Source organism: Streptomyces sp. W1SF4 (genome assembly GCF_003950035.1).
Taxonomy (GTDB): domain Bacteria; phylum Actinomycetota; class Actinomycetes; order Streptomycetales; family Streptomycetaceae; genus Streptomyces; species Streptomyces racemochromogenes.
The window spans coordinates 168,430-193,986 of sequence record NZ_CP034350.1 but is presented as its reverse complement, the minus strand read 5'-3'; the positions used below and the strand labels follow the sequence as shown (position 1 = coordinate 193,986).

At 73.9% G+C, this 25,557-nt stretch carries 26 protein-coding genes; 15 read left to right on the top strand and 11 right to left on the bottom strand.

The annotated features are described in order from the left end of the window. The first annotated feature begins 109 nt into the window (after nucleotides 1-109). Nucleotides 110-1,828 (top strand): methyltransferase, encoded by a 1,719-nt coding sequence (locus D1J60_RS01065; protein WP_125823787.1) that lies wholly within the window; start codon nucleotides 110-112, stop codon nucleotides 1,826-1,828. A 10-nt stretch (nucleotides 1,829-1,838) separates the two neighbouring features. Here D1J60_RS01065 and D1J60_RS01060 read toward each other — a convergent pair whose 3' ends face one another. Further along, entirely contained in the window at nucleotides 1,839-2,435 is a 597-nt protein-coding gene (locus tag D1J60_RS01060) for a TetR/AcrR family transcriptional regulator (RefSeq protein ID WP_125819738.1), read from the bottom strand. Between the two features lie 91 nt (nucleotides 2,436-2,526). On the opposite strand from D1J60_RS01060, the gene D1J60_RS01055 reads away from it, so the two are divergent. Continuing rightward, entirely contained in the window at nucleotides 2,527-2,958 is a 432-nt protein-coding gene (locus D1J60_RS01055) for a nuclear transport factor 2 family protein (RefSeq protein ID WP_125823786.1), read from the top strand. Further along, nucleotides 2,955-3,836, top strand: coding sequence for an NAD(P)H-binding protein (locus D1J60_RS01050; RefSeq protein ID WP_125819737.1), 882 nt, complete (start codon nucleotides 2,955-2,957; stop codon nucleotides 3,834-3,836). The genes D1J60_RS01055 and D1J60_RS01050 overlap by 4 nt, the downstream gene beginning before the upstream one ends. A gap of 4 nt (nucleotides 3,837-3,840) precedes the next feature. On the opposite strand, the gene D1J60_RS01045 is transcribed toward D1J60_RS01050, so the two are convergent. Further along, nucleotides 3,841-4,476, bottom strand: coding sequence for a TetR/AcrR family transcriptional regulator (locus D1J60_RS01045; protein ID WP_125819736.1), 636 nt, complete (start codon nucleotides 4,474-4,476; stop codon nucleotides 3,841-3,843). A gap of 87 nt (nucleotides 4,477-4,563) precedes the next feature. On the opposite strand from D1J60_RS01045, the gene D1J60_RS01040 reads away from it, so the two are divergent. Continuing rightward, the gene (locus tag D1J60_RS01040; protein ID WP_125819735.1) at nucleotides 4,564-6,087 is read left to right on the top strand and encodes an FAD-dependent monooxygenase; all 1,524 of its coding nucleotides are present in this window, start codon (nucleotides 4,564-4,566) and stop codon (nucleotides 6,085-6,087) included. A 49-nt stretch (nucleotides 6,088-6,136) separates the two neighbouring features. Here the strand turns inward: D1J60_RS01040 and D1J60_RS01035 are convergent, their stop codons facing one another. Further along, the gene (locus D1J60_RS01035) at nucleotides 6,137-6,619 is read right to left on the bottom strand and encodes a VTT domain-containing protein (protein WP_125819734.1); all 483 of its coding nucleotides are present in this window, start codon (nucleotides 6,617-6,619) and stop codon (nucleotides 6,137-6,139) included. Nucleotides 6,620-6,977: 358 nt separating this feature from the next. Here D1J60_RS01035 and D1J60_RS01030 point away from each other — a divergent pair, with 358 nt between their 5' ends. Further along, entirely contained in the window at nucleotides 6,978-7,640 is a 663-nt protein-coding gene (locus D1J60_RS01030; RefSeq protein ID WP_125819733.1) for a deoxynucleoside kinase, read from the top strand. Nucleotides 7,641-7,701: 61 nt separating this feature from the next. Here D1J60_RS01030 and D1J60_RS01025 read toward each other — a convergent pair whose 3' ends face one another. The 3 genes from D1J60_RS01025 to D1J60_RS01015 form a co-directional block, all read right to left on the bottom strand. Continuing rightward, on the bottom strand, nucleotides 7,702-8,799 hold the full coding sequence (locus D1J60_RS01025) for a CinY protein (protein WP_241253089.1): 1,098 nt from the start codon (nucleotides 8,797-8,799) through the stop codon (nucleotides 7,702-7,704). Between the two features lie 97 nt (nucleotides 8,800-8,896). After that, complete coding sequence (locus D1J60_RS01020; protein ID WP_125819731.1) at nucleotides 8,897-9,748, bottom strand: caspase family protein; 852 nt, start codon at nucleotides 9,746-9,748, stop codon at nucleotides 8,897-8,899. A gap of 148 nt (nucleotides 9,749-9,896) precedes the next feature. Beyond that, the gene (locus D1J60_RS01015; protein ID WP_125819730.1) at nucleotides 9,897-10,709 is read right to left on the bottom strand and encodes a M15 family metallopeptidase; all 813 of its coding nucleotides are present in this window, start codon (nucleotides 10,707-10,709) and stop codon (nucleotides 9,897-9,899) included. A 182-nt stretch (nucleotides 10,710-10,891) separates the two neighbouring features. On the opposite strand from D1J60_RS01015, the gene D1J60_RS01010 reads away from it, so the two are divergent. The 4 genes from D1J60_RS01010 to D1J60_RS00995 all read left to right on the top strand — a co-directional run bounded on the left by D1J60_RS01010 (nucleotide 10,892) and on the right by D1J60_RS00995 (nucleotide 13,611). Continuing rightward, the gene (locus tag D1J60_RS01010) at nucleotides 10,892-11,323 is read left to right on the top strand and encodes an SRPBCC family protein (protein WP_125599551.1); all 432 of its coding nucleotides are present in this window, start codon (nucleotides 10,892-10,894) and stop codon (nucleotides 11,321-11,323) included. An 82-nt stretch (nucleotides 11,324-11,405) separates the two neighbouring features. After that, nucleotides 11,406-12,146: a helix-turn-helix domain-containing protein gene (locus tag D1J60_RS01005; RefSeq protein ID WP_125819729.1), complete on the top strand. Its 741-nt coding sequence runs from the start codon at nucleotides 11,406-11,408 to the stop codon at nucleotides 12,144-12,146. Between the two features lie 66 nt (nucleotides 12,147-12,212). Next, nucleotides 12,213-13,223: a DMT family transporter gene (locus D1J60_RS01000; protein ID WP_241253088.1), complete on the top strand. Its 1,011-nt coding sequence runs from the start codon at nucleotides 12,213-12,215 to the stop codon at nucleotides 13,221-13,223. 13 nt (nucleotides 13,224-13,236) lie between these two features. Continuing rightward, nucleotides 13,237-13,611, top strand: coding sequence for a VOC family protein (locus tag D1J60_RS00995; protein ID WP_164720803.1), 375 nt, complete (start codon nucleotides 13,237-13,239; stop codon nucleotides 13,609-13,611). 34 nt (nucleotides 13,612-13,645) lie between these two features. Here the strand turns inward: D1J60_RS00995 and D1J60_RS00990 are convergent, their stop codons facing one another. Beyond that, a complete protein-coding gene (locus D1J60_RS00990) occupies nucleotides 13,646-14,524 on the bottom strand; it encodes a DMT family transporter (protein ID WP_125819727.1) in 879 nt (292 codons plus the stop codon). Between the two features lie 53 nt (nucleotides 14,525-14,577). On the opposite strand from D1J60_RS00990, the gene D1J60_RS00985 reads away from it, so the two are divergent. The 4 genes from D1J60_RS00985 (at nucleotide 14,578) to D1J60_RS00975 (ending at nucleotide 18,123) form a co-directional block, all read left to right on the top strand. Next, nucleotides 14,578-15,426 carry a MurR/RpiR family transcriptional regulator gene (locus D1J60_RS00985; protein ID WP_125819726.1) on the top strand — a complete coding sequence of 283 codons (849 nt, stop codon included), beginning with the start codon at nucleotides 14,578-14,580 and terminating at the stop codon, nucleotides 15,424-15,426. 63 nt (nucleotides 15,427-15,489) lie between these two features. Beyond that, nucleotides 15,490-16,668, top strand: a complete 1,179-nt coding sequence (locus D1J60_RS00980) for an amidase (protein ID WP_125819725.1) — start codon at nucleotides 15,490-15,492, stop codon at nucleotides 16,666-16,668. 71 nt (nucleotides 16,669-16,739) lie between these two features. Further along, the gene (locus D1J60_RS38580; RefSeq protein WP_260614085.1) at nucleotides 16,740-16,862 is read left to right on the top strand and encodes a hypothetical protein; all 123 of its coding nucleotides are present in this window, start codon (nucleotides 16,740-16,742) and stop codon (nucleotides 16,860-16,862) included. A 280-nt stretch (nucleotides 16,863-17,142) separates the two neighbouring features. Further along, nucleotides 17,143-18,123 (top strand): AraC family transcriptional regulator, encoded by a 981-nt coding sequence (locus tag D1J60_RS00975; RefSeq protein ID WP_125819724.1) that lies wholly within the window; start codon nucleotides 17,143-17,145, stop codon nucleotides 18,121-18,123. Here D1J60_RS00975 and D1J60_RS00970 read toward each other — a convergent pair. From D1J60_RS00970 to D1J60_RS00955, 4 genes are all read right to left on the bottom strand, one after another. Further along, a complete protein-coding gene (locus D1J60_RS00970; RefSeq protein ID WP_125819723.1) occupies nucleotides 18,084-18,506 on the bottom strand; it encodes a hypothetical protein in 423 nt (140 codons plus the stop codon). The two genes, D1J60_RS00975 and D1J60_RS00970, sit on opposite strands and share 40 nt — an antisense overlap. Before the next feature lie 94 nt (nucleotides 18,507-18,600). Then, on the bottom strand, nucleotides 18,601-19,059 hold the full coding sequence (locus D1J60_RS00965) for an ATP-binding protein (RefSeq protein ID WP_125819722.1): 459 nt from the start codon (nucleotides 19,057-19,059) through the stop codon (nucleotides 18,601-18,603). 157 nt (nucleotides 19,060-19,216) lie between these two features. Continuing rightward, nucleotides 19,217-20,209 carry a sensor histidine kinase gene (locus D1J60_RS00960; RefSeq protein ID WP_277607489.1) on the bottom strand — a complete coding sequence of 331 codons (993 nt, stop codon included), beginning with the start codon at nucleotides 20,207-20,209 and terminating at the stop codon, nucleotides 19,217-19,219. 8 nt (nucleotides 20,210-20,217) lie between these two features. Continuing rightward, a complete protein-coding gene (locus D1J60_RS00955; RefSeq protein ID WP_185899675.1) occupies nucleotides 20,218-21,141 on the bottom strand; it encodes a SigB/SigF/SigG family RNA polymerase sigma factor in 924 nt (307 codons plus the stop codon). 186 nt (nucleotides 21,142-21,327) lie between these two features. On the opposite strand from D1J60_RS00955, the gene D1J60_RS00950 reads away from it, so the two are divergent. Further along, nucleotides 21,328-21,672 (top strand): STAS domain-containing protein, encoded by a 345-nt coding sequence (locus D1J60_RS00950; RefSeq protein WP_125603450.1) that lies wholly within the window; start codon nucleotides 21,328-21,330, stop codon nucleotides 21,670-21,672. A gap of 68 nt (nucleotides 21,673-21,740) precedes the next feature. Then, nucleotides 21,741-25,541 carry a HAMP domain-containing protein gene (locus D1J60_RS00945; RefSeq protein ID WP_125819720.1) on the top strand — a complete coding sequence of 1,267 codons (3,801 nt, stop codon included), beginning with the start codon at nucleotides 21,741-21,743 and terminating at the stop codon, nucleotides 25,539-25,541. Nucleotides 25,542-25,557: the final 16 nt, after the last annotated feature.

Sequence of the window (25,557 nt, the reverse complement as noted above, 5' to 3'; positions counted from 1 at the left end):
ACCCGCCCCACCCTGACGTGCCCCGCCCCGCCCCGACCCGCACCGGCCCGAGGACATTCCCACGATGACGACGACGCTCGCCGGCGAAACGATGCTGCCCGGCGAAACGATGGTCCCCGACGAAACGATGCTCCCGGACGACACGGCCCGCCTGCGCGCGGCGGCCGCCTTCGTCCGCGAGCACGACAGCACCACCCTGCTGCCGCTCCTCCTGCCCGGCATCGACGGCGCGGACCTGCGGACCCTGGCCGAGCGCTGCCGCTTCGCCCACGCGGGGATGCTCCTCTTCCCGCCCGACGCGCGGAGCCTGCGGGCCCAGCTCGAGGCGTGCGGGCTGGCGGCGGACACCCCCTCCCACCCCAGCGTGGTCGTCCGCGACCGCCTGGCCCGGCGCCACCGGCGCGACCCGGCCGAACTCGACGTCCGGATCCTGCGCCCCCCGGTGCTGAGCGCCGCCGGAGAACGCCGCGCGGTCGAGGTCTTCGCCCTGATCGTGCCCCCGCACTCCACCCTGGAGCCCGTCGCCGCCCACGAACGGACCCGCCGGCACGAGGCGCACCTGGCCTTCGAGATCGAACGCCCGGACCCGCTGGTCCTGCGCGGCCTGTGCGCGACCCTCGCGCGCCACGGAGCCCGCCCCGACGGCGGCGGCCACAACCCGCACGAGAACGGGACGGTCCTGTACTTCACCACCCCCGCCGACTCGTCCTGCGGCTACCGGCGACTGGAGCTCTACGCCCACGGCGACCACCGCGGCGTCCTCGCCGACCACCTCCGCCACCAGGACGAACGGCAGCCCGCCGAAACGCTCCTCCACCTGCTCACCGGGGCGTGGGCCACCCAGGCCCTCGCCTCCTTCGCCCGGCTGCGCCTGCCCGACGCCATGGACACGCGCACCGCGCGCCGTACGGAGGACCTGGCCCGCCTGACGGCCACCCATCCCCGCGCCCTCGGCTCCCTCCTGCGGTACCTCGCGATGCTGGGCGCCGTCACCCACGACACGGGTCCGGGCCCGGAGGAAGGATTCCGCCTCACCGAGCTCGGAGCCCTGCTCCGCACCGACGAGCCCGCGTCGATGCACCCCCTGGCCCTGATGTACGGGGGCCCGTTCTACCGCTCCTTCGGCGCCCTCGACCACGCCGTACGGACCGGACTGCCGGCCTTCGACCACCTCTTCGGCGAGAACCACTTCGACCACTTCGCCCGCGATCCCGAACTCGCCGACCTCTTCGACCGGTCCATGGCGGCGAGCGCGCGCATGTTCCGGCCGCTCCCCGCGCACCCGGCCGTCACCGCCGCGGCCCGGGCGTCCGCCACCGCCACCGTCGTCGACGTCGCGGGCGGCAACGGAGAGCTCCTCGGCCAGATCCTCACCGCCCACCCGGGCCTGCGCGGCGTCCTCCTCGAACGCCCGCACGCCGTCGAGGCGGCCCGCCGCCTTCTCGACGCCGCGGGCTGCGGCGCGCGCTGCGCCTACCGTGCGGGCGACTTCGCCGACGTGCCGGCCGGCGGGGACGTCTACCTCCTCTCACGCGTCCTGCACGACTGGGACGACGACCGCTGCCGGGAGATCCTGCGCCACTGCGCCCGCGCGATGCCCGACCACGCCGACCTGCTCATCGTCGAGCGCGTCCTGCCCGCGGACGGTTCCCCCTCGCTGGCCACCGCCTGGGACCTGCACATGCTCTGCAACGTGGGCGGCCGTGAACGCACCGCCGCCCACTACGGCCGCCTGCTGGCGGACGCCGGCCTCGACCTCCAGGACCACACCCCGCTGCCCCTGGACGCGCACGTCCTGCACGCCCGCAAGACCGCGCCCCGCCCCTGATGGGGGCCTCCTAGCCCGCGCCCACGACCCTGCCCGCGTACGCCGCCAGCTGGGCCCGCAGCCGCTCGCGCGGTACGCCGTCACGGCCGGCCAGCCGCTCGACGAGGTCGGCACGGGTGGCGGCGAGCAGGGCGTGCGCGGTGAAGCCGGGGTCGGCCAGGCCGGGGACCTGCTCCAGCACGGACCGGAGCAGGTCGTGCCAGCCCTCGTAGTGCCCGGCCTGGTACGGGCCGCTGCCCCCGGTCTCCTCCAGGGCGAGCGCGAGGCGGCGGTTGTCGAGCTTGAAGCACAGGAGGGCGTCGAGCAGGGCGGGCACGCGTTCCCGCGGGGGAGCGGCCGGCCCGAGGGGCGGCGGGCCGGCCGCAACCGCCTCGCGGACCGGCTCAAGGCGCGCCTCGTAGAGCGCGCGCAGCAGTCCGGCCCGGTCGCCGAAGGCCCGGAAGAGGGTGCCCTTGCCGACGCCGGCGGCCGCCGCGATGTCGGCCATCGTGAGGTCCTCGGGGCTCTCGGAGCGGGCGAAGAGGGCGTCGGCGGCCTCCAGTACGGCCTGCTGGTTGCGGGCTGCGTCCTTGCGGGTCCGGCGTTCGGGCTCGGGCGGCGGGGTCACCGGATACCTCCGATTGAAAAACGGACCCGGGGTCCGTATCGTTGAAGCGGACCGATGGTCCGTATTTTCTGACTGGAGGATACCCATGCCCCTGGCCCCACCGCACGCACCGGCCGCCCTGTACCGCCACGGCCTCAGGCTCCTGCTCGACAAGGACATCGACGGCTGGGTCGGCCTGTGGGCCGAAGGGGGAGTGATGGAGTTCCCGTTCGCACCCCCGGGCCTGCCCCGACGGCTGGACGGCCGGGAGGCGATCGCCGGGTACATGCGCCCCTATCCCGAGCGGATCGACCTGCACGACTTCCCCGAAGCCGATCTGCGGATCCACGGCACCACCGATCCGCGGACCGTCGTGGCCGAGATGCGGGGCGTCGGGAGGTGGGTGGAGGACGGCCGCCCCTTCGACATGACGTACATAGCCGTCGTCACCGTCGAGGACGGCAGGTTCACCTCCTACCGCGACTACTGGAACCCCCTCGCCGTCCTCGACGCCTGCGCCGACTCCGCCGGGAGCGCCCGATGACCACCACGGACGCCGCACCCGCGATCGGCACCACCCTCGTCATCGGCGCCACCGGTACCACCGGGAGCCGAACCTGCGCGCGGCTGACCGCCGCCGGCCACACCGTCAGGGCGGCCGGCCGCAAGGCCACCCCGGTGCCGGGCGCCGAGGCCGTCGCCTTCGACTGGTACGAGCCCGCCACCCACGGCGCCGCCCTCGCCGGGACGGACCGGGTCTACGTGGTCCCGCCCGTGGGCGATCCCGACCCGGCCGCCGTCGTCCTGCCCTTCCTGCGCCGGGCCCGGGCCGCCGGCGTCCGGCGCGCGGTGCTGCTGAGCGCCTCCTCCGTGGCGGAGGGCGGCCCGGCGGTCGGCCGGGTGCACGCGGCGCTGCCGGGGATCTTCGACGAGTGGGCGGTGCTGCGGCCGTCCTGGTTCATGCAGAACTTCACCGGCGGCCATCTCCACGCGCGGAGCATCCGCACCGAGGGCGTCATCCGCACCGCCACCGGGACCGGCCGGGTCGGCTTCGTCGACGCCGACGACATCGCGGCCGTGGCGGCCCGCGCCCTGACCGCCGTGCGCGCCCCCGACATCGACCTCGTCCTCACGGGACCCGAAGCCCTCGGCTACGACGACGTCGCCGCGATCCTCACGGAGGTCACCGGAGCCCCCGTGATCCACCGGTCCCTGTCCCACGCGGAGATGCGGGAGCGGCTCGCCGGGCTGATGCCCGCCGAGTTCGCGACGATGCTCGCCGACATGGACCGGGCCGTCGCGGCGGGCGCCGAGGACCGCGTCACCGACTCCGTCCCGCGCTTCACGGGCCGCCCCGCGACGGGCTTCCGCGCCGTCGTGGAACGGGAGCGGGCACGGGGTGCGGGGGCGGACGCCCGGTAGGGGCTCAGCGGGGGAGGGCGTCGGCCAGCCCCGTGCCCAGGAGCCGGAAGGCCCGGTCGGCGGCGGCCACGGCCTCGGGGTATACCTCGTCGGCCGGGCGGCCCGCCTGCACCTGTTCGCTGTTGCGGGCGGCGAGGGTGCGCAGGACGGTGACGATCTGCACCGCGGCGAGCCGGGCCGTGAGCTCGTCCGCGCCGGCCTCCTCCAGGGCCTCGGCGAGGGCCGCGATGCTGTGCCCCGCGTACCGCAGCAGCCGCTCGCTCAGGCTCGCCGTCGTGCTGAGCAGCCGGGCGAAGGCCACGGCGTCGGGGTCGGAGGTGAGCCCGGTGTTCGGGTCCCGCCGGGCCAGGGCGTCCAGCTCGTGCGCGCGCAGGGCGGCCAGCGGGCTCGTCCCGGCGGGGCGGGCGCGGACCACGCGGGCCGATTCGTCCGCGTGGTCCGCGAACACGTGCAGGACCAGGTCCTCCTTGGTCGGGAAGTAGGCGAACAGCGTGCGCTTGGAGACCTCGGCCGCCTCGGCGATCTCCGCGATCGAGACCTCGTCGAAGCCGCGGCTCAGGAACAGCCGCAACGCCTCTTCGAAGATCGTCTGCCGGGTGCGCTGCTTCTTGCGTTCCCGGAGTCCCAGTTCCTCAGCCATGCGCCCACGATAACAAAGGGGTACCGAGAGGAAACTTGCACCTGGTATAGTTATCGACCAAGTGAAGGAATCTTCCGAGGAGGCTCCATGAACGCGCAGGTCACCGGCGTCATCGTCGTGGGGGCCGGCGGCGCCGGGCTCACGCTCGCCACCGAACTCGCACTCGCCGGCGTCCCGGCGGTCGTGCTGGACCGGCTGCCCGGACGCAACCTCCAGTCCCGGGCCGGGGCGATCCAGCCCAGGACGGCCGAGATGCTCGCCCTGCGCGGCCTGCTGGACGACACCCTCGACCGGTCGATCGACTACCGGCTGGTCGGCGGCCACTTCGCGGGCCTGCCCGTCCCGCTGGACTACGCGGCGTGGGACACGCGCTATCCCCACCCCGTCCTGCTCCCGCAGGACCAGCTGGAGGCGGTGCTCGAAGACCGCCTCGTCCAGCTGGGCGGCCAGGTGCTGAGGGAACACCGGCTCACCGCCCTCCATCAGGACGCCGACGGCGTCACCGTCACCGTGACCGCTCCGGACGGCGACCGGACGCTGCGGGGCCGCTACCTCGTCGCCTGCGACGGCGCGCACAGCAGCGTGCGCAAGATCATCGGAGCCGCGTTCCCCGGCGAGGCGGCCACCGCCCGCATGGCCACCGCCGATCTCGTGCTCACCGGTGACGTCGACGACAGCACCGCCGGGCACATCAGCTCACGGATCCACACCTCGCCCCAGGGCCACTTCGCCATGATCACGCCCCTGGCGAACGGGCTCCACAAGCTCATCCTCAGCGGCCCGCGGACCATGTCGGCCGCACGCGACGCCCCCGTCACGCCGGAGGAGGTGCGCGAAGTCCTCCAGGCCACCCACGGCGGGAGGGTCGACGTGGCCGAGATCCGCTACGCCTCCCGGTTCAGCAACGCCAGCCGGCAGCTGGAGGACTACCGGCACGGCCGCGTCCTCTTCGCCGGGGACTCCGCCCACATCCACTCCCCGGCCGGGGGCCAGGGGCTCAACCTGGGCGTCCAGGACGCGTTCAACCTCGGCTGGAAGCTCGGCGTCGTCCTGCGCGGCGAGGTGGGCGAGGAACTGCTGGATACCTATCAGGCCGAGCGGCACCCCGTCGCCGCCCGGGTGCTCGCCCTCACCCGGGCCCAGGGGGTGGTCATGGGGCCGCAGCGTGACGCCGGGCTGCCCGAGCTGCGCGACGTCCTCACCGACCTGCTCCGCCTGCCCGAGGCCAACCGGTACATGGCCGGGGTGATGGCCGGGCTCGACCTCCTCCTCCCGTCCCCCGACGCCGCTCCCCATCCGCTCCTGGGCCTGCGGATGCCCGACGCCGACCTGGACCTCGGCGACGGCGAGCCGGTCCGGTTCAGCGATCTGACACGGACCGGACGGGGCGTCCTCCTCGACCTCGCCGACGCCCCGCTCACCGCCGCGGCCCCCTGGAAGGACCGGATCACGCAGGTGCGGGCCCGGGCGATATCCGGCACGCCCGACGCCGAGGCCGTGCTCGTCCGCCCGGACGGATACGTCTGCTGGGCCGGCGGCGCGGGCCTCGCCGAGACGCTCACCCGCTGGTTCGGCCCGGCCGCCCGCCCGGGGGAGGGGACGTCCGGGTGAGCGTCCTACGGTTCCGCGTATACGCCGGCCCTGCCTCGCGAGGACGCGCTCACGACTCCCCGGCCGCGGCGTCACCGGGGGACAGGGCCGCCCGCCTCCGGCGGTACACCACCACCGCGCACCCCGCGGCCACGAGGAGGGCGACGGCGCCGACCCCGAGGGCCGTCCGCTCGGCGAAGAGCCTCCCCAGCACTTCGAGGACGCCGAGCCCCGCGGTCGCGTAGAGCAGCGCCCAGGCCGCTCCGCCCACGAACAGGGCGACGAGGTAGCGCGGCAGCGGCATGCGCATGCTGCCCGCGAGGAAGTTGGCCGCGGTCTGGAAGCCGACGGTCAGGAAGGAGACGGCCACCACGGGCGCGCCCCACCGCTGGATCGCCAGTTCGGCGCGCCGGAACTTCGCCGAGGAGATCCGCCCGGCGAACCTGCTGCGGCGGGCACCGGCGCCGGTGAGCCACCCCAGGGCGAACGTCCCTCCGGCACGCAGCAGGACGATGGCGTACAGGGCCCCGGCCGTGACGATGACCTTATCCACCCACCTGCACCCTGCCCCTGCCGTTCCGTTCCACCGGTTGCCACCTGCACGCCGGCGCGTCAGGCAAGGCAAGCCTAACCGGATGCCGGGGCGGCGCATAGGGGCGGTCGGACGGCCGGGTGGCGAGCGTCCGGCGCGGCGTGAAACGTCATTTATGCTTCAAGGCGGCCGCGGGGCGGTGGCTCGTCGTACGCGGCAACCACGAGGCGGTCCGTTCGACCGGCCGAGTGGACGGCCCGCGTCGTGTTCTCGGCCCGGGCACACAGCCCTGTGGCGCTGATCATGAAGGTCTGGGGGCATCGGGTGACGGCCGCTCCTCCCACCCGCGAACAAGAAGACCCCCAGGGAGAAGTGAGGTATGTCGGTGATCTGCGTCGGAGGCATGATCGGAATCGGCAAGACGAGTGTGGCCGAACTGATCGCCAAGGAGCTGGGCAGCGAGGTCTTCTACGAGAGCGTCGAGGACAACCCGATCCTGCCGCTCTTCTACACGGCGAGCCCGGAGGAGATCCAGGCCAAGCGCTACCCCTTCCTCCTCCAGCTCTACTTCCTGCAGACGCGGTTCGCCGCCATCAAGGCGGCCTACAAGCAGGGCGACAACGTCCTCGACCGGTCCATCTACGAGGACTGGTACTTCGCCAAGGTCAACCACGACCTGGGCCGGATCAGCTCCCTCGAGATGCGGGTGTACGAGGGGCTGCTCGACGAGATGATGCGCGAGATCGACGGCCTGCCCTACCGCAAGGCACCCGACCTCATGGTCTACCTCAAGGCGGACTTCGAGACGGTGCTCCACCGGATCGGGCTGCGGGGCCGCGACTTCGAGCAGGACGAAAGCCTCGTCGAGTACTACCGCACGCTGTGGTCCGGCTACGACGACTGGGTGTACGAGCACTACTCGGCCAGCGAGGTGCTCGTGGTCGACATGAGCCGCACGGACGTGGTGAACAACCCCGACGACGCGGCCCGCGTGGCGCGGACGGTCAGGGAAGCCGTGGCCGCGGCCCGGGCCAGGGGCTGACAAGGGGCCGGTCCGCCCGGCCGTCGCGGAAGGGGACCGTGCCCCTTCCGCGACGCGATCGTCAGCGGCAGTCGCGGGCCGGATCGTCATGCGTCATCGCGCACGCCATGCGCTGTCCGCGCACCGTCCCGTAGCGGGCGATGAGCGAGCCGCGGAAGCCGTCCCACTGGGCGCGGGTGTCCGCGATGGCCGCCTGGACGGCGGCGTTGAAGTTTCCGGCGACCTGCCCCCGCGCGGTCGTGGGGGAGGTGGCCCTCCCCGTGGCCGGGTCGATGGTCCCGTTGTCCTTGTTCAGGACGCCGTGGGTGATCCGCTTGCCACAGCCCCACGGGTTGAGGCTGAAGCAGCCCGTCGTGAGGTCCCCGGGGATGTCGGAGGCCGAGGGCGCCGCGGCGGCCAGCCGGAGGAAGGGCGCAGGACCGGTACGGGCCAGGCCTGGCGGGTTGGCGATGCCGATGGCCGACCTGGCGTCCGCCTGGTCCGCCCAGTTGCTGTGCGAGTAGAAGTCCTCGGTTCCGTGCAGCGCCCGGCCGAAGCCCTCGACGGCGTTGCACTTGCCGCGGCCGGGCACGCCCAGCACGAAGGTGCAGTCGGAGGAGAGGTCGGTGTCAGGGACGCTGACGGCGCCCGCGGCGTTCACGAGCACGTCCGCCTTCTCCACCCCCCGGTCGAACTCACCCTTGAGGTGCGCGATGCAGGACAGCAGCACCGAGGTGGCCTGCGCCCTGGTCCGCGGGTAGCCGGCCGCGTTCAGGTAGTCGGCGCCGTCGCAGTGCGCGGCCTCGGTGAGCGCCTGGTCCATGTCCGGCGCACCGATGGCCCCCATCGTTGCGTTCGCCCCCGCCAGCTGGCGGATCGAGGCCGGCTGGAAGCACGCACCGGCCGCGCCGGGAGCGGTGCCGGGTGCGCAGGCGAGGGCCGCGCGGGTGATCCGTTCGTGCTCGGAGTTCTGCCCGAAGCCGTCGATGGTGCCGAAGTTCTGGATCGGCGGTACCTCGCGGACGGGCTTGACCGCCTTGGCGGCCGGGCCGCCCTTCCCCGTGTCCGGAAGCGGAGCGGCGCCGGCCGGCCCGGCGAGCCCCAGGAGGAGCGCGGTGGCCGCGATCCCGGCGGAGAGCGTCGAGAGCACTGGCCTGCTCCGACGGTACGTCATCGTCATGATGGGTCCCCCTCGTCGAGACCCGTGCACCCCTCTCGGGCGCACGGGTCGGTCAAGACATGACTACCACTGGGTAGTTGCGGGGGCCGGAGCAGGGTCAGATGGAGAACGGCGCCTGGGAGGCGAACTCCTGGCTGCGCTTGCCCGTCTGCAGCATGTTGGGCGTCTGGTAGAAGGGCATGCTCTCGACGACCTGGCGGTGGAGGGTCGAGTAGCTCCCCCGGAACGCCCCGTTCTTCCACGTCTTGAGCAGGACCTCGGTGAACAGGCCGTTGGGCCCCACGCCGTCGCTGGAGGTCTGGTTGTCCTGGCAGCCGGAGATCAGCAGGACATCGGCCCGGATGTCCTGCAGGTCCAGGGCGGGCACGGAGCGCTGGATCTCGTCGTACAGCTCCTGGTCCCGCTGGTAGTTGCGGAACTGGGCGTCCTGCGGCAGGGCGCGGATGCGGGCGCGGACCTCGGACGGCTCACTGGTGTCGAAGGCGCGCACCAGCTCCGCGTCGTCGAGGAAGTGCGAGACGTCGCGCGAGACGGTACCGCTGTGGCAGCTGTCGGAGAGCAGGAGGACGCGTACGTCCTCGGCGAAGGAGGCGAAGGCGGCGTACAGCTCGTCGTCGATGAACTGCCGGTCGTAGAGCACCCACGTCTCGTCGCGGCGGTCGGGTTCGTCGCCGTTCTTGTCCGGGACCTGGGATCCGTGCCCGGCATAGGTGAGCAGCAGGAGGTCGCCGGCGGTGAGCCGGGCGGCGGCCGCCTTCAGGGCGGAGGCGACCTTGTCGCTGGTGGCGTCCTTGGTGAGCAGCGTCGCGAGGGTGTCGAACCCGTTGGCCCGGGCGAGGTCCCGCATGGTCAGGGCGTCGTTCTCGGGGTTCTTCAGCTCGCCCTTGGTCCCGTAGCGGGACTCGTCGATCTCGTTGATGCCGATGTGGATGGACAGTCCTTTGGGCATGGCCGTTCCTTGGTCGTCGAGTCCGTGGGGGCGAAACCCGAGCCCCGCTCGACGTTACGGAAAGTGACGGACCGTTACCACGGTGACGCGCGGGTGCCACACGAAGGGGCGACCCCGCCCCCCGCCCGGCTGACGCGGGCACCGTTCCTCAGGGGCGGTGCCCGGCCACCGACCGGCGCGCCACGGGGAAGTCGAAGTAGGTGTCCGGAAACAGCTCGGGCTTGTGCGTGAAGTGCCACCACTCCTCGGGCAGGTTGACGAAGCCCTCCGCCGCCAGCGCCGTCTTCAGCAGCCGGCGGTGCGCGCGCTGCTCCCCCTGGACGCGGGGGTCGTCGGTGTGCGACAGCGTGTCGAAGCAGTCGAAGCCGGTGCCCATGTCCACGGAGTTGTCCGGGTACCGCTCCGCTCGCGGCGCGTAGCAGGGGACGGAATCCTGCCCCGGCACCGGCGGGGGCGCGGGAACCGCCGGGAGGGGGACGATCGTCAGGTCCATGGTGCTGCCCCGGCTGTGCCCGGACTTCTCGGCGATGTAGCCGTCCTCGAACAGGCGCGACTTGTCGACCCGCGGATAGAACTCGGCCTTCCGCCGCTCGTCGGACAGGTCCTTGGCCCACCGTACGAAGTGGTCGACGGCGCGCTGGGGCCGGTAGCAGTCGTACACCTTGAGCGAGTACCCCTGGCGTACCAGGCGCCTCTGGGCCCGGTGCAGGGCCTGGGCCGCCGGCCGGGTCAGGATGCAGACCGGCTGCCGGTACCCGTCGATCCGCTCGCCGATGAAGTTGTGGGCCGACACGTACCGCATCTCCTGGAGGATCGTGGGGTCGACGGCGCTCAGCGCCACGAACTCCCCGGGAGCCCTGGGCTCCGGCGTCCGGGCGGCGGCACTGAGGGTCGAGGCCGCGGTGAGTAGCGTCGTCACACCCACCGTCACCGCGATGCGCGCCACCGTCGACATGGTCATCGAGTCTCCCTGCAACCTGAGCGGGTTCCGCTGCGGATGGTCCGGTCCCCCCGTGTACTGGCCCGCTCCCGGGCCAGGTATGCCCCGGCTCCCCGTTCTGTCCAGCGCAGCGCCCCGGAATGGCGGATACCGTCCAGGGGCCGGGGCTGACCGCCTTCGGCCCGCCCGCCCCTGGAGGAGAAATGAACCGCCGCGTCCTGAGCGCCGCACTGACCGTCCCGCTGCCGCCCGAAGCGGCCTTCCGGCTCTTCACCGCCCGGGGCGAGCGGGACTGGGTGCCGGGCTGGGAGCCGGTCTTCCCGGTCGAGACGCCGGACGACACCGAGCCGGGAACCGTCTGGCTCACCTCGTCGGACGAGGAGGAGACGACCTGGCTGGTGGCCGCCCGCGACTTCCCGCACTCGGTCTCCTACGCGCGGATCACCCCGGGCGTGCGGGCCGGGACGGTCACCGTCGACCTCGCCGCCACGGAGAGCGGCAGTGCCGTGCGGGTCACCTACGACATGACGCCGCTCACCCCGGCCGCGGCCGGGGCGCTCGACGAGTTCGCCGCCGGCTTCCCGGCCTTCGTCGACTCCTGGGCGGAACTCATCGCCGCCCACCTCGCCGCCTGAACCCGGCGCCCCTTCGCCGACGGACCCCGGCCCCGGCACCAATCATTCGCCATAAGCCGAAGCGATGGGGCACCCTGGACCCATGAATCACGACGACGCACCCGCCCCCGGTCCGGTGGACTCGCCGGCGCCCGCCGCACGGCTGGCCGGCCTCGCCGCCGCCCTGGCCGACGAGACCCGGGCCGCCATCTGCATGACGCTGCTGGAGGGGCGGGCCTGGACCGCGGGCGAGCTGGCCCGGACCACCGGGGTCGCCCCGTCCACCGTCAGCGGCCACCTGAACCGGCTCCTCGAAGCGGGGATCTGCGTGACGGAGCGCCAGGGGCGGCACAGCTACGTCCGCATCGCCGACGCCGCCACGGCCCGCCTGGTGGACGCGCTGGCCTCCTACGCCGTCCCGGGCCGGGACGCGGCGCACACCGTCCCGGTGGTCGCCGCCCCCGACCCGCTGGCCCGGGCCCGCACCTGCTACGACCACTTCGCGGGCCGCCTCGGCATGGCGGTCACGGACGCGATGGAACACCGGGGGCTGTTGCGCACCGACGCGGTGTTCGCGCTGACCGGGGCGGGCCTGGACTGGTGCCGGGAGGCGGGCGTCGACGTGGCGGCCGCGGGGCGCAGGCCGCTGGTCAGCTCCTGCCTGGACTGGACCGAGCGCCGCCGCCACCTCGGCGGACTGGTCGGCGCCCGACTGTGCGCGCGGGCCCTGGAGGAGGCCTGGGTGGTCCGCCCCGAGGGCGGCGGCCGGGGGCTGCTGGTGACGCCGGCGGGGGAGGAGGCCCTCGGCGGGCTGCTGGGCCTCACCCCGGAGGCGTGGAGTTAGGCGCCCGGAGGCCGCAGCGAAAAATACTTCGGCACTCACCGAAGTATTCGGTGTAGGGTCGGGGACATGAAGACCCAGCCGCCTGCCCGCTCGCGCGTCCTGTCGCCCCACCTCCCCACCCTCGGCGCCGTCTGCTTCACGGTGTTCGCCTGGGCGTCCGCCTTCGTCTCCATCCGCAGCGCGGGAGCCGCCTACTCGCCGGGGGCGCTCGCCCTGGGCAGGCTCCTCGCCGCCTCGCTGGTGCTGGTGGCGCTCCTCCTCCTGCGCCGCGAGGGCCTGCCCCCGCGCGGCGCCCGGCGCGGCATCCTGGTGTCCGGCCTCGTCTGGTTCGCGGGCTACACGGTCGCGCTGAACTGGGGCGAGCGCCTCGTCGACGCCGGCACGGCGTCCCTCCTCGTGAACACCGGGCCGATCCTGATGGCGCTCCTGGCCGCGCGCCTGCTCGGCGAGGCCCTGCCGCCCCGGCTCATGGCCGGCATGGCGGTCTCCTTCGTCGGAGCCGTGGTCGTCGGCCTGTCGATGTCGTCCGGCGGCGACGGCACGACCTCGGTGCTCGGGGTGGTGCTGTGCCTGCTCGCGGCGGTGGCGTACGCGACGGGCGTCGTCGCGCAGAAGCCCGCCCTCTCGTACGGGACGCCGCTGCAGATCACCACGTACAGCTGCCTCACCGGAACCGTGGCCTGCCTGCCGTTCGCCGGACAGCTGGCGGCCGAGGTCCCCAAGGCCCCGCTCTCCGCGACCTTGAACATGCTCTACCTGGGCGTGGTCCCGACCGCCCTCGCCTTCACCACCTGGACGTTCGCCCTCGCGCGGATGCCGGCCGGGAAGCTCGGCGCGACCACCTACGCGGTGCCGGCCATCGTCGTCCTGCTGAGCTGGATCCTCCTCGGCGAGGTGCCGGCCTGGCTCACCCTCCTCGGCGGCCTGCTGTGCCTGGCCGGAGTGGCCGTCTCCCGCTACCGGCCGCGGACCGCGGCCGCCCCGGCGGACGAGGACCCGCGCACCGGCGGGCATGCCCGCCCCGGCGCCGGGTACGACCCCTCCGGTACGCAGGCGTCGCGGAAGCGGCAGGGCTGAAAGGGAGTCGGAAGTGATCCGGAAGCTGCAGGCGGTCGCACTGGACTGTGCCGATCCGGTACGGCTGGCGGAGTTCTACGCCGCCCTGCTCGGCGGCCGCGTCGTCGCGGATCCCGAGGACCCCGACTGGGTCGAGGTGCACGGCTTCGAGGGGACCCCGCTGGCCTGCCAGCGGGTGGACGGCCACCAGCCGCCCCAGTGGCCCGGCCGGCGACACCCGCAGCAGCTCCACCTGGACTTCGACGTGGACGACCTCGAAGGCGAGGAGGAGCGGGCGCTGGCCCTGGGGGCGACCGTACTGGAGCGGACCGACCAGCTCCGCCCGGACGCCAACTGGCGCGTCTACGCGGACCCGGCCGGCCACCCCTTCTGCCTCTGCCTCCACTGAGCCCGCCGCCCCCGGCCCCCGGCGGCGGGCCCGCTCAGGAGCCCCCCGCCAGCTGGAGTACCGCGATCCCCACCAGGACGGTGGCGCTGGCGGCGATCCGGCGACGGCCGAGGCGTTCGCGGAAGACGACCGCGCCGATCAGGGCCCCGAACACGATGCTCGTCTCCCGCAGCGCGGCGATGGTGGAGAGGTCACCCCGGGACTGCGCCCACACGACGAGCCCGTACGCCAGGAGCGAGAGCAGGCCGCCCGCCAGGCCCCGGCCCCACAACGGGCGCAGTGCGGTGAACAGGGCACGGCCCCGCCGGACCCCGGCGATCAGCGGCAGGACCAGCCCCTGGCACAGGAACAGCCAGGCGATGTACCCGAGGACGCTGCCGGAGACCCGCACGCCACTGCCGTCGACCAGGGTGTACGAGGCGATCATCACCCCGGTGCCGACCGCCGCGGCCAGCGCCGGCAGCTGCGCGCGGCCGGGGATCCCGTCGGCCAGGGCCAGGCCTGCCAGTCCGCAGGCGATCACGGCGATGCCGAGGGCCTGCCCGGTGGCCAGGGTGTGGCCGAGGAGGGCCGTGGACACCACGGCCACCACCACGGGAGAGGTGCCCCGCGCGGTGGGGTACATCTGGCCGAAGTCCCCGAGCTGGTAGGCGCGCAGCAGCAGGAGCTGGTACGTGGCCTGCAGCGCGGCCGAGGCGGCGATGTACGGCCAGGCGGCCGGCGCGGGCAGCGGCGCGAGGCAGACGAGGACCGCTCCGCAGCCCGCGGAGGCGAGGCTGATCAGGGTGAAGCCGGCGAGTTTGTCCCGCAGGCCGTGGGTGAGGCCGTTCCAGACGGCGTGCAGCACCGCCGAGGCGAGGACGACGGCGGGCACGGCGGCGGCGCCGGTCACGGACGGCAGGCTGACGGGCACGGGGCGCTCCCCACGACGGACTGTGGAATGGCATTCCCTGCTAGCGTAAACCCATGGAATCCGCTTCCGCCGCCTCGGGCGGGCTCGCCGCCCACATCCGGGCCCACCTGTCCGAGCTGCGCGACACCGAGGCACGGGTGGCGCGGGTCGTCCTCGAGCAGGGTCCCGACCTGGTGCGGCTCAGCGTCAGCGACGTCGCGGCGCTGGCCGGCACCGCCCCGTCCTCCGTCGTACGGGCCTGCCAGCGGCTGGGCTTCCGCGGCTACCAGGAGCTCAAGATCGCCGCCGCCCGGCAGGCACCCGCCCCGGAACCCTCCCGGGACCGCGACCCCGCGGCGCGGGCCCTGGCCGACACCATCCGCGCCGGCCGGGAGGCCCTGGACGCGGTCGCGGCGACGGTGACCCCGCACGCGTTGCGGGCGGCGGCCGAACTGGTCGACGCGGCCCCCCGGATCCTCGTCGTCGGGGCGGGACTGTCCGGCGCGGTCGCCCTGGACACCGCCTACCGGCTGCGCGCACTGGGCTGCGCGGTCGACGCCCCCGCCGACCCGCTGACCGCGCAACTGGCCGCCTCACAGCTGACCGCCGCCGGAGTCTGCCTGGCCGTCAGCCACACGGGCGCCACGCGCAGCACGGTGGACGCCGCCCGGCGGGCACGACAGGCGGGGGCCCGGGTCGTCGCCCTCACCAGCTACGCCCGCTCGCCGCTCGGCGAGACCGCCGACCGCACCCTGGTCGCGGGCGGCCAGGACCTGGTGTTCGGCCTCGAAACCGTCGCCAGCCGCCTGGCCCACCTCACCGTGATCGACGCCCTCGCCCTCACCCTGCTGGAGCTGCGCGGGGACCCGGCCCGAGCCGCGCTGCGCCTGTCGGCCGACGTCACGGTCGACCACTCGTACTGACGCCGGACTCGTACCGACGCCGGGCCCGTACGCCCGGCACCGCCCGCCCACGGAGGGAACCGCATGCTCGGAGAACGCCCGTACGCCTCGCTGTCCGCCGTGGAGATCGCCGAGCTGGTCAACGGCGGCCGGGTGACCGCCCGCGAGGTCGTCGACACCGCCCTGGCGCTCACCGCCGAACGCGACGGCGCCCTGCGCGCCTTCACCGCCCTGTGGGCGGACGCCGCCCGCGCCGCGGCGGCCGAGGTCGACGCGGCGGTGGCCCGCGGAGCCCGCCCGCCGCTGGCCGGCGTACCGATCGGGGTCAAGGCGAGCGAAGGCCCGGACTCGTTCCAGAACCGGCGGCTGGCCGCCGCCGGGTGCGTCCCGATCGGGGCGACCTCCGTCCCCCGCGCCGGCACCCGCTGGCAGACCTACGGCTCCACCGACCGCGGACCCACCCTCAACCCCCTCGGCCCCGCCTGGTCCCCGGGCGGATCGTCAGCCGGTTCCGCCGCCGCCGTCGCCGCGGGCCTCGTACCGCTCGCCACCGGCTCCGACGGTGCCGGATCGGTCCGCATCCCCGCCGCCTGGTGCGGCGTCATCGGCCTCAAGCCGACCAACGGGCTCCTGCCCTCCCGGGACCGCTCCGCGCTGAACACCCCCGGCGTGCTGGCCCACACCCCGCACGACGCCGCCGCCTACCTCCGCGCCGTCGCCGGCCCCACCGCCACACCCCCGCTTCCGCGTACACCGCGGGTGGCCTGGACCCCCACCCTGGGGTTCGCCGCGACCGACCCGGACGTCGCCGACACCGCCCGCCGCGCCCTGCGCCGGCTCTCCCGCACCGCCCCCCTCGGCGTCGTCGGCCACCCGGTCGCGCTCCACGACCCCGCCCCCGCGTGGACCGCCCTGCGCGCCGGCGCACCGGGCCCGGACACCGAACGCCTGGTCGCGGCGAACGACGAGCACCTGCGGGCGGTCTTCGACGAGTTCGACCTCATCGCCACGCCCACCACCCCCCACCCCCCGCACGGCCACGACGGCCCCGGAACCCGCATGAGCGTGGCCCTCACCTGGGCGTTCAACATCTCCGGCCATCCGGCGCTCACGCTGCCCGCCGGAACCACCCCGGCGGGCGAACCCGTCGGGCTCCAACTGGTCGCCCGTCACGGCGCCGACACCCTGCTCCTCGACGTGGCGGTCAGGGCCGGCCGCACCACGGACGGCAGCCTCCCCGCCCGCCGCGAACCGCCCCGCTGACGCCCCGCCGGAACCGGCGACGGGTTCGGGCCCGGCCGTGTCAGCCGCCCGAGCGGGGGCAAGCGCGCCACATGACACCGAATACGAGCGCGACACTCGCCCAGGCCGCCGGATCCGGACCCGTCTGGCTGCACCTGCTGGTGATGGCCTTCGCCCTGGTCGTCCTGGTGGCCACCCTGGCCCGGCACAGGTAGCCCTCCCATGCTGTTCCTGGCGCTCCTCGTACCGCCCCTGCTGATGTGCGCCGTCCTCGGGCTCGGCCGCTACGAGGAACGCGTGCTGGGACCGGCCGGCCCGTCCGGCGGACGCCAACCGCAGGTGACCCGGGCGCGGGGCAGGCACCGGCGTCACCCCCGCACCCCGGGCCGTCCGGTCCGCGGCTCACGAACGCGCCCCGCGCGGCCCCCCGCCCACGTACGCTGAACCCGCGCAGCTCCTCCCCGCCGCGCCCCCGCGGAAGAGGACGCCTCCACCATGCGACGACAGCAGCACGCGGCCGGACCACGGACCGGGCACACCTTCCGGACCTCCGACGTGGACGTGGCACGCGACTGGCTCAGGTCGGCGTACGGGACGAGCCTGCGCATGAAGGCGCCCGCGCCCGCGAGCCCCTTCACGTACACGCGCGACGACGTCGGCCCGGCATCACTGAGCACCATCTCGCTGCCGGCCGAGTACGCCTACGCCACCGGCCCCCTCGGCGCCGTGGCCATCACCCACGTGGTCGGCGGCCGGATGGCCAGGGAGTGTGCCGACGACACCGCGCAGGCCGGGCCGGGCGACGTCCTCGCGATCTCACAGCCCCACCTCCCCTACGCGGGACGGGTGTACTCGGCCGAACTCCGGGCCGTGACGGTCCCGCTCGCCCTGGTCGGGGAAGTCGCCGGCCGGCCGGCCGACCGCCCCGACCGCCCGCTGCGCTTCACCCGCTTCACGCCCGTCTCCGAGGCGATGGCCGACCAGTGGAAGAGGACGGTCGACTACGTCGAGGAGAGCCTCACCCGCCTGCCGGCGGGCGGCGAGCCGCTGCTGGCCGACGCCGCCGCGAGGATGCTGGCCGCGACCGTCGTGGCCGCCTTCGCCACCAACGCCCGCCCCGATCCCGTCCTCGCCGACACGCGGGACGCGACGCCGGAGACCGTCCGCCGGGCCGTCGCCTTCATCGAGTCGCAGCCGGACGCGCCGATGGGCCTCGCCGAGATCGCCGCCGCCGCCTCGGTGACCCCGCGGGCCCTCCAGTACGCCTTCCGCCGCCACCTCGGCACCACCCCGACGGCGTACCTGCGCCGCGTACGCCTCGCACTGGCCCACGCCGACCTCGTCGCCGCGGACCCCGCCCGGGACACGGTCACGGCCATCGCGAACCGCTGGGGCTTCCACCACCAGGGACGTTTCTCCGCCGCCTACCGCGCCGCCTACGGCGGCCCGCCGGGCCGTACCCTCGCGGGCTCCTGACCCGGCGGCTCCCCACCGGCCCGGGGCGGCCCCGGGGGCCGGACGGCGAGCAGGTGTTCCCCGTGGGCGGCCACGTCGAGCCCCGCGTCGCGCAGGATCACGGCCAGCGCCGTCCGCAGCGCCTTGTGCAGGCCCGTCAGCGAGGTGAACCGCGACAGATCGTCCTCGTGGGCGTGGACCCGGACGGTCGGCCGCAGCACCTCCCGGGCGACCCACCCCACCATGACCCCCTCCGGAGCCGGCCACACGCGCAGTCCGTCCCCCGCCCGTGAGGACGTGCCGAAGCCGGCCAGCGCCAGGACCCGGCGGACGCGCTCGCAGTCGTCGTCCCCGTCCCCTTCCTCGGCGGGCTCGGGGGTCGCTGGGGGAGGAGTGGAAGGCATGCCCCCACTCCAGCCGCCCCGGGCGCCGGGCGAAAGCCGCTGAGCGAACGGATCCGGGCGGCCCGTCCGCGAAACGAAACGCCCCGCGGCGGGCTCAGCCCCCCGCGGGCCGGCCGGAGACCAGCCGGGCGGCCTCGATCTCGGCCCACACCACCTTGCCCCCGTCGTGGGCCTCGGCGCCCCAGCGGTCGCAGAGGCGGTCGATGATGGTGAGCCCGTGGCCGCCCGGCGCACCCCGCCGGGGCGAGGACTGGCGGTGCGGCAGCGCCGTGGAACCGTCGAACACCTCGATGCGCAGGACGTCACCGCCGGTGAGGACCAACTGGAGGCAGCCGTCCGCGTGCAGACCGGCGTTGGTCACCAGCTCGGAGACGACGAGCAGGGTGTCCTCGGACGTCTCGGTCCCGTCCCACTCCCAGTCCCGCAGCGCCTGCCGCGCGAAGTCGCGGCCCTTCGCGACCTGGCCCCGGACGCCCGCCAGCGCCAGGAGCCGGCGCTGCCGCGCCGCCCCGGGCCGCGGTGGACGGCCGGTCTGAGGTCCGCTGCTCTTCACTGTGGTCTCACCCCCGCCGCTGACACGGCTCTCTTCTCGTGGCGACCCGCTCGGGTCCCGGCTGGCCCCGGCCGGCTCCGCCGGTGTGCCGATGGAAGGCATGCCCCGGGCCGGCCGGGGACGTCGAGTGCCGGGACAGTGTACGGCGGCCGGGCTGTCAGACGTCGGCCATGTGCAGTCTCAGGGTGACGCCGCGGGGCGAGGAGCGGACCTCGACGAGGTCGCACAGCTCGTGGATCATCCACAGGCCCCGTCCGCCGTCGGTGGAGGAGAGCGCGGGGCGGCGGCGGCCCGCGAGCGGATCGGCCAGCCGACCGCCGTCGCGGATCTCGGCCACCACGCCCCCGCCTCCCGGGGCGCGCCACAGCCGCAGCGTGCCGCGGCCGCCGCCGTGCGCCAGGGAGTTGGCCGTGGCCTCGCCGATGGCGAGCAGCAGGTCGCCCCGGCGTCCCGCCCCGAGGGAGGCAGCGCCGGCCCACGCCCCCGCGAACTCGCGTACGCGGGCGAGGTCCCCGCCCGCGTAGGCGAGACCGACCGCTCCCGGGCCGGGCTCGGGCAGCGGGGTGTCGCAGTCGCCGCCGACCACCGAGGGGTCCGTGTAGCCCGGGCTCGGCCGTACGCGTCCGCCCTCGATCAGCGTGGGGTGCGTGCGGCGGGCGTCGGCGAGCACGGCGGGGGAGAGGGCGGTCACCTCGTACGGGCACAGGACCGTGGCCTCGCGTCCCGCGAAGGCCGTGTTGAGGAGGGCCTCGTGGCGCGTGGCCTCCCGCACCTCGGCCGGCGTACGGCCCGGCCAGACCGGCTCGGCGACGATCCGGGCGGGCCGGCCCTCGTGCCGTTCGGCGAACTCCCGCAGCGCGGCGAGGATCCGGCCGGGATTGCGGCCCAGGCGGGCCATGTCCACGAACCCGACGCCCACCCCGCCGCTGCCGAGGACGTCCCGCAGCGGCCCGAGCCGGGGCCCGGGCACCGCGACCAGGACCGGCTCGTCCGCGGCGAGCGCGGCCCGCACGAAGCCTCCCACCCCGGTCAGGTATTCCTCGGGACTCCGGCAGAGGAGCGCGGTATGGACCAAGCCCGCCGGGCCGTCGGCCGCGGGAACTGTCGTCGTGCCGAGGCCTCCGGCGGGGCACGTACGTCCGGGAAGCACCACGACTCCTAGGAGGTGAGCATTCCCGCGCGCAGGCGGGCCAGGGTGCGCGAGAGCAGCCGGGACACCTGCATCTGCGAGATGTGGAGCTCCGCCCCGATCTCGGCCTGCGTCATCTCCTGCCCGAACCGCATGCTCAGGATCAGCCGTTCCCGCGGCTGGAGCTCCCGCAGCAGCGGGGCGAGGGTGTGGAAGTCCTCGAACAGCTCCATGGCGGGATCGCTCTCGCCGATCTTCTCGGCCAGCGCGCGGGCCGGACGGCCGGTGCCCCGGGCCTCCTCGGCGTCGTCGGCGGTGTCCAGCGAGCCGCTGGTGTAGCCGTTCGCGGCGACCAGGCCGTCTATCACCACCTCCTCGGACAGGCCGAGGTGCTGGGCGACCTCCTTGACGGTGGGGGCCCGGCGCAGGGTCTCCGTGAGGGACTCCTGCGCCTTGGCGAGTTCGGAACGCAGCTCCTGGAGGCGGCGCGGGACGTGCACGGCCCACGTGGTGTCGCGGAAGTGCCGCTTGATCTCACCGGTGATGTAGGGGAGCGCCAGCGTCGAGAACTCGACCTCGCGGTCGAGGTCGAAGCGGTCGATGGCCTTGATCAGGCCTATGGTGCCGACCTGGATGACGTCGTCCATGTCGAGCCCGCCCCCGGAGACCCGGGCGCGGAACCGGCGTGCGGCGAAGTGCACCAGCGAGAGGTTCATCTCGATCAGCGTGTTGCGGGCGTACTGGTACTCCCGCGTGCCCTCCTCCAGGGAGCGCAGCCTCGCGAAGAACAGCCGCGACAGTTCCCGGGCGTCCGCGGGGGCGACCTCCCGGGCGTGCTCCACCCGGGGCAGCGGTGACGCGGAGGGCGGTTCCCCTCCCACGGGCCGGGCGGGACTCGGCACCGTGTGGTGCGTCGCACGTTCAGGGCTTACGACTGCTGCCGGACGAGGCATGGTGGCGGGTCCCTCCCTGTTGTCGATGGCTGCCGCCGCGCTCATGCCCCGTGATCGGCGTCCTACGCGTACCGGAACGCGGAGACCGCCCGGCCGGACCACTCAGCGGGGGGACGTCGTCTCCGGGTGATCCACCGTGCATACTCCATTCCGGAACCCGTACAGGTGAGATCCGGGGAGGCGGACATGACCGGAGCAGGGGACGCGGTGGGCGACGGCGTGGTCGGGGACAGCTACCGGGCGGGGCCCGGCTGGGTCGTCGCGGCGCGCGGCGAGCTGGACCAGGACACCCTGCCCGCGCTGGAGGAAGCCCTGACGGCCGCCGCGGACCGGCACGGGGTGGTCGTACTGGACGCGAGTTCGGTCACATTCGGCGACTCCTCCTTCCTCAACCTGCTGCTGCGGCTGCACCGCCTGACGGTGCTCCGCGTCGCCGCCCCGGGTGAGCAGCTGCAACGCCTGTTCACCCTCACCGGAGCGGACGCGGTCCTGTCGCTGCACCCCAGCGTCGAGGACGCCCTCGGCCGGTGACGTGCCCGGGGGGCCCCGGAGGGAGGGTTAGCCTTCACCCGTCAGGTACGGCGGAAATGGGGTTGGCGATGGCTGAGCGGACCGGGGTGGTTGCACCGGGCGGAGCGCCGGTGGAAGCCGGCGAGGGCGGCATCACCGAGTCGGAGCTGCGCCTGCTGCTGGAGGGGCTGACGGCCGTACGCGACGGGGATTTCCGTACGCGGCTGCCCGACGCGGCGGAAGGTCTCCTCGGGGAGATCGCCACCGTGTTCAACGGGATGGTCAACCAGCTGTCGCTGTTCACCTCCGAGGTGACGCGGGTGGCGCGCGAGGTGGGCACGGAGGGCACGCTGGGCGGCCAGGCGGACGTCCCCGGCGTCGGCGGAGCCTGGCTGGACCTCACGGATTCGGTCAATTTCATGGCCGGAAACCTCACTGACCAGGTGCGCAACATCGCTCAGGTGACCACCGCGGTCGCGCAGGGAGACCTCTCCCAGAAGATCACCGTGGACGCCCGGGGCGAGATCCTGGAGCTGAAGAACACCATCAACACGATGGTCGACCAGCTGTCCTCCTTCGCCGGCGAGGTCACCCGCGTGGCCCGCGAAGTCGGCACCGAAGGACTGCTCGGCGGCCAGGCCGACGTCAAGGACGTCTCCGGAACCTGGCGCGACCTCACCGATTCGGTCAACTTCATGGCCGGGAACCTCACCGCGCAGGTGCGCTCCATCGCCCAGGTCGCCACCGCCGTCGCCCAGGGAGACCTCTCCCAGAAGATCACCGTCACCGCCCGCGGCGAGATCCTGGAGCTGAAGACGACCATCAACACGATGGTCGACCAGCTCTCCGCGTTCGCCGACGAGGTGACGCGCGTGGCCCGCGAGGTCGGCACCGAGGGCAACCTCGGCGGCCAGGCCACCGTACGCGGGGTGTCGGGGACCTGGAAGGACCTCACCGACAACGTCAACGTGATGGCGTCCAACCTGACGGGCCAGGTCCGCTCCATCGCCCAGGTCGCCACCGCCGTCGCCCGCGGCGACCTGTCGCAGAAGATCACCGTGGAGGCGAAGGGCGAGGTCGCCGTCCTCGCCGGAGTCATCAACACGATGGTGGACACGCTGTCCGCGTTCGCCGACGAGGTGACGCGCGTGGCCCGCGAGGTCGGTACCGAGGGCCGCCTCGGCGGCCAGGCGCGCGTGCCCAACGTGGCGGGCACCTGGAAGAGCCTCACCGAGAACGTCAACGAACTCGCCGGCAACCTCACCCGGCAGGTCCGCGCCATCGCCGCCGTCACCAGCGCCGTCGCCGAGGGCGACCTCACCCGCTCCATCACCGTGGAAGCCCCCGGCGAGGTCGGCGACCTCAAGGACAACATCAACTCCATGGTCGGCTCCCTGCGCGAGACCACGCGCGCCAACCAGGAGCAGGACTGGCTCAAGTCCAACCTCGCCCGCATCTCCGGCCTGATGCAGGGCCACCGCGACCTCGCCGTCGTCGCCGAACTCGTCATGGACGAGCTGACCCCCCTGGTCGCCGCCCAGTACGGGGCCTTCTACCTGGCGGAGGACACCCCCGAGGGCACGGTGCTGACGCTCGTCGGCTCCTACGGCCGCTCCGCCGCCGACGGGGTCGGCGTACGCTTCGCCCTCGGCGAGTCCCTCGTCGGGCAGGCGGCACGAAGCCACCGCACCATCACCACCGACCAGGTCCCCGCCGGCTACGTCATCTCCTCCGGGCTCGGCCACACCACGCCCGGAAGCCTGACGATCCTGCCGATCGTGGTGGACGACCAGGTCCTCGGCGTGATCGAGCTGGCCTCGTTCTCCTCCTTCACCCCCGTCCACCGCGACTTCCTCAGCCAGCTGCTGGAGACCATCGGCGTCAACGTCAACACCATCGTCGCCAACGCCCGTACCGACGAACTCCTCGGCGAGTCGCAGCGCCTGACCGCCGAACTCCAGGCACGCTCCGCCGAACTCCAGGACCAGCAGGAGGAGCTGCAGCGCTCCAACGCGGAACTGGAGGAGAAGGCCGCCCTGCTGGCCAGCCAGAACCGCGACATCGAGGCGAAGAACCTGCAGATCGAGCACGCCCGGCAGGAACTGGAGGACCGCGCGCAGCAGCTGTCGCTGGCCTCCAAGTACAAGTCGGAGTTCCTGGCGAACATGAGCCACGAACTGCGCACCCCGCTCAACAGCCTGCTGATCCTCGCGCAGCTGCTGGCCCAGAACCCGACCCGCAACCTCACCTCGAAGCAGGTCGAGTACGCCGGCATCATCCACTCGGCCGGATCCGACCTCCTCCAGCTGATCAACGACATCCTCGACCTCTCCAAGGTCGAGGCCGGCAAGATGGACATCCACCCCGAGCGCGTCCACCTGCAACAGCTGCTGGACTACGTCGAGGCCACCTTCCGGCCCATGACCACCCAGAAGAGCCTCGACTTCACCGTCACCACCGCCCCCGACGCCCCCGCCGACCTGCTGACCGACGACTCCCGGCTGCGCCAGATCCTGCGCAACCTGCTGTCCAACGCCGTCAAGTTCACCGAGCGCGGCGGTGTCGAGCTGCGCATCGAACGGGCCACCGACGCCGAAGTCCCCGCCCGGCTGCTCCGCCGCGGGAGCGTGATGGCCTTCCGCGTCCGCGACACCGGCATCGGCATCCCCGAACAGCAGCTGGAATCGGTGTTCGGCGCCTTCCAGCAGGCCGACGGGACCACCAGCCGCAAGTACGGCGGCACCGGGCTCGGCCTCTCCATCACCCGTGAGATCGCCCAGCTGCTCGGCGGTGCCGTGGCCGCGGAGAGCACCCCCGGCCAGGGCAGCACCTTCACCCTCTACCTCCCGGTCAGCCACGCCGAGTTCGAGGACGGACCCGCCCCCCAGACCACCGCCCCCGCGCCCGCCGCCACCCCCGCCGCGTACGGTCTGCCCGGCCCGCGGCACGAGGGCGAGCGCGGGGCGCCGGCCGGCCGGCAGCGCCAGGCCCGCCGCCTCCTCGTCATCGAGGAACGCCAGGGCGGTCTGCTCTCCCTCGTCGCCGCCAGCGCCGAACGCGAACTCGTCCCCTCGCCCGCCCCCGACGGCGAGTACGGCGGTGTCCAGGTCGTCGGCGCCACCAGCTCGCGCGAAGCCGCCGCCGCCCTGGCCTCCGAGCCGTTCCACTGCGTCGTCCTCGAACTCGACATGCCCGGCGGCGAGGCCCTGCGGTTCCTCGACGCCCTCGACGGGGACCCGGCGCTCAGCGCGCTGCCGGTCCTCGCGCACAGCAACCCCCGCCTGAGGAACGGCCGGGAAGACACCCTGCCCGAGCGGAGCGGGTCCCACCGCGTCGAACTGATCGGCAGCCTCGACGAACTCCGCGAACGCATCGTCCTGCACCTGTCCGCCGACCCGTCCGCCGAACGGCCCGGCGAGCCGCGGCCCGGCGTGAAGGCGTCGGCGGCAGACGAGGGGAACACCGCCGCCCCCGACGGGGAGCTGGCAGGACGCACCGTCCTCGTCGTCGACGACGACGCCCGCAACCTCTTCGCCCTCAGCGGCATCCTCGAACTCCACGGCATGCACGTGCTCCATGCCGAGAACGGCCGCAAGGGCATCGAGACGCTCACCCGCAACTCCGGCATCGACCTCATCCTGATGGACGTGATGATGCCCGAGCTGGACGGCTACGCCGCGACCGAGGAGATCCGCCGCATGCCCGCCCACGCCGGCCTGCCCATCATCGCCGTCACCGCCAAGGCGATGCCCGGCGACCGGGAGAAGAGCCTGGCCGCCGGCGCCAGCGACTACGTCACCAAGCCCGTCGACGCGGACGACCTCATCGCCCGCGTCCGCCACTGGCTCACCCCGTCCCGTCGTGGCGACGAGGGGCGGGCCGCCCGGTGACCCGCCCCGACACCGC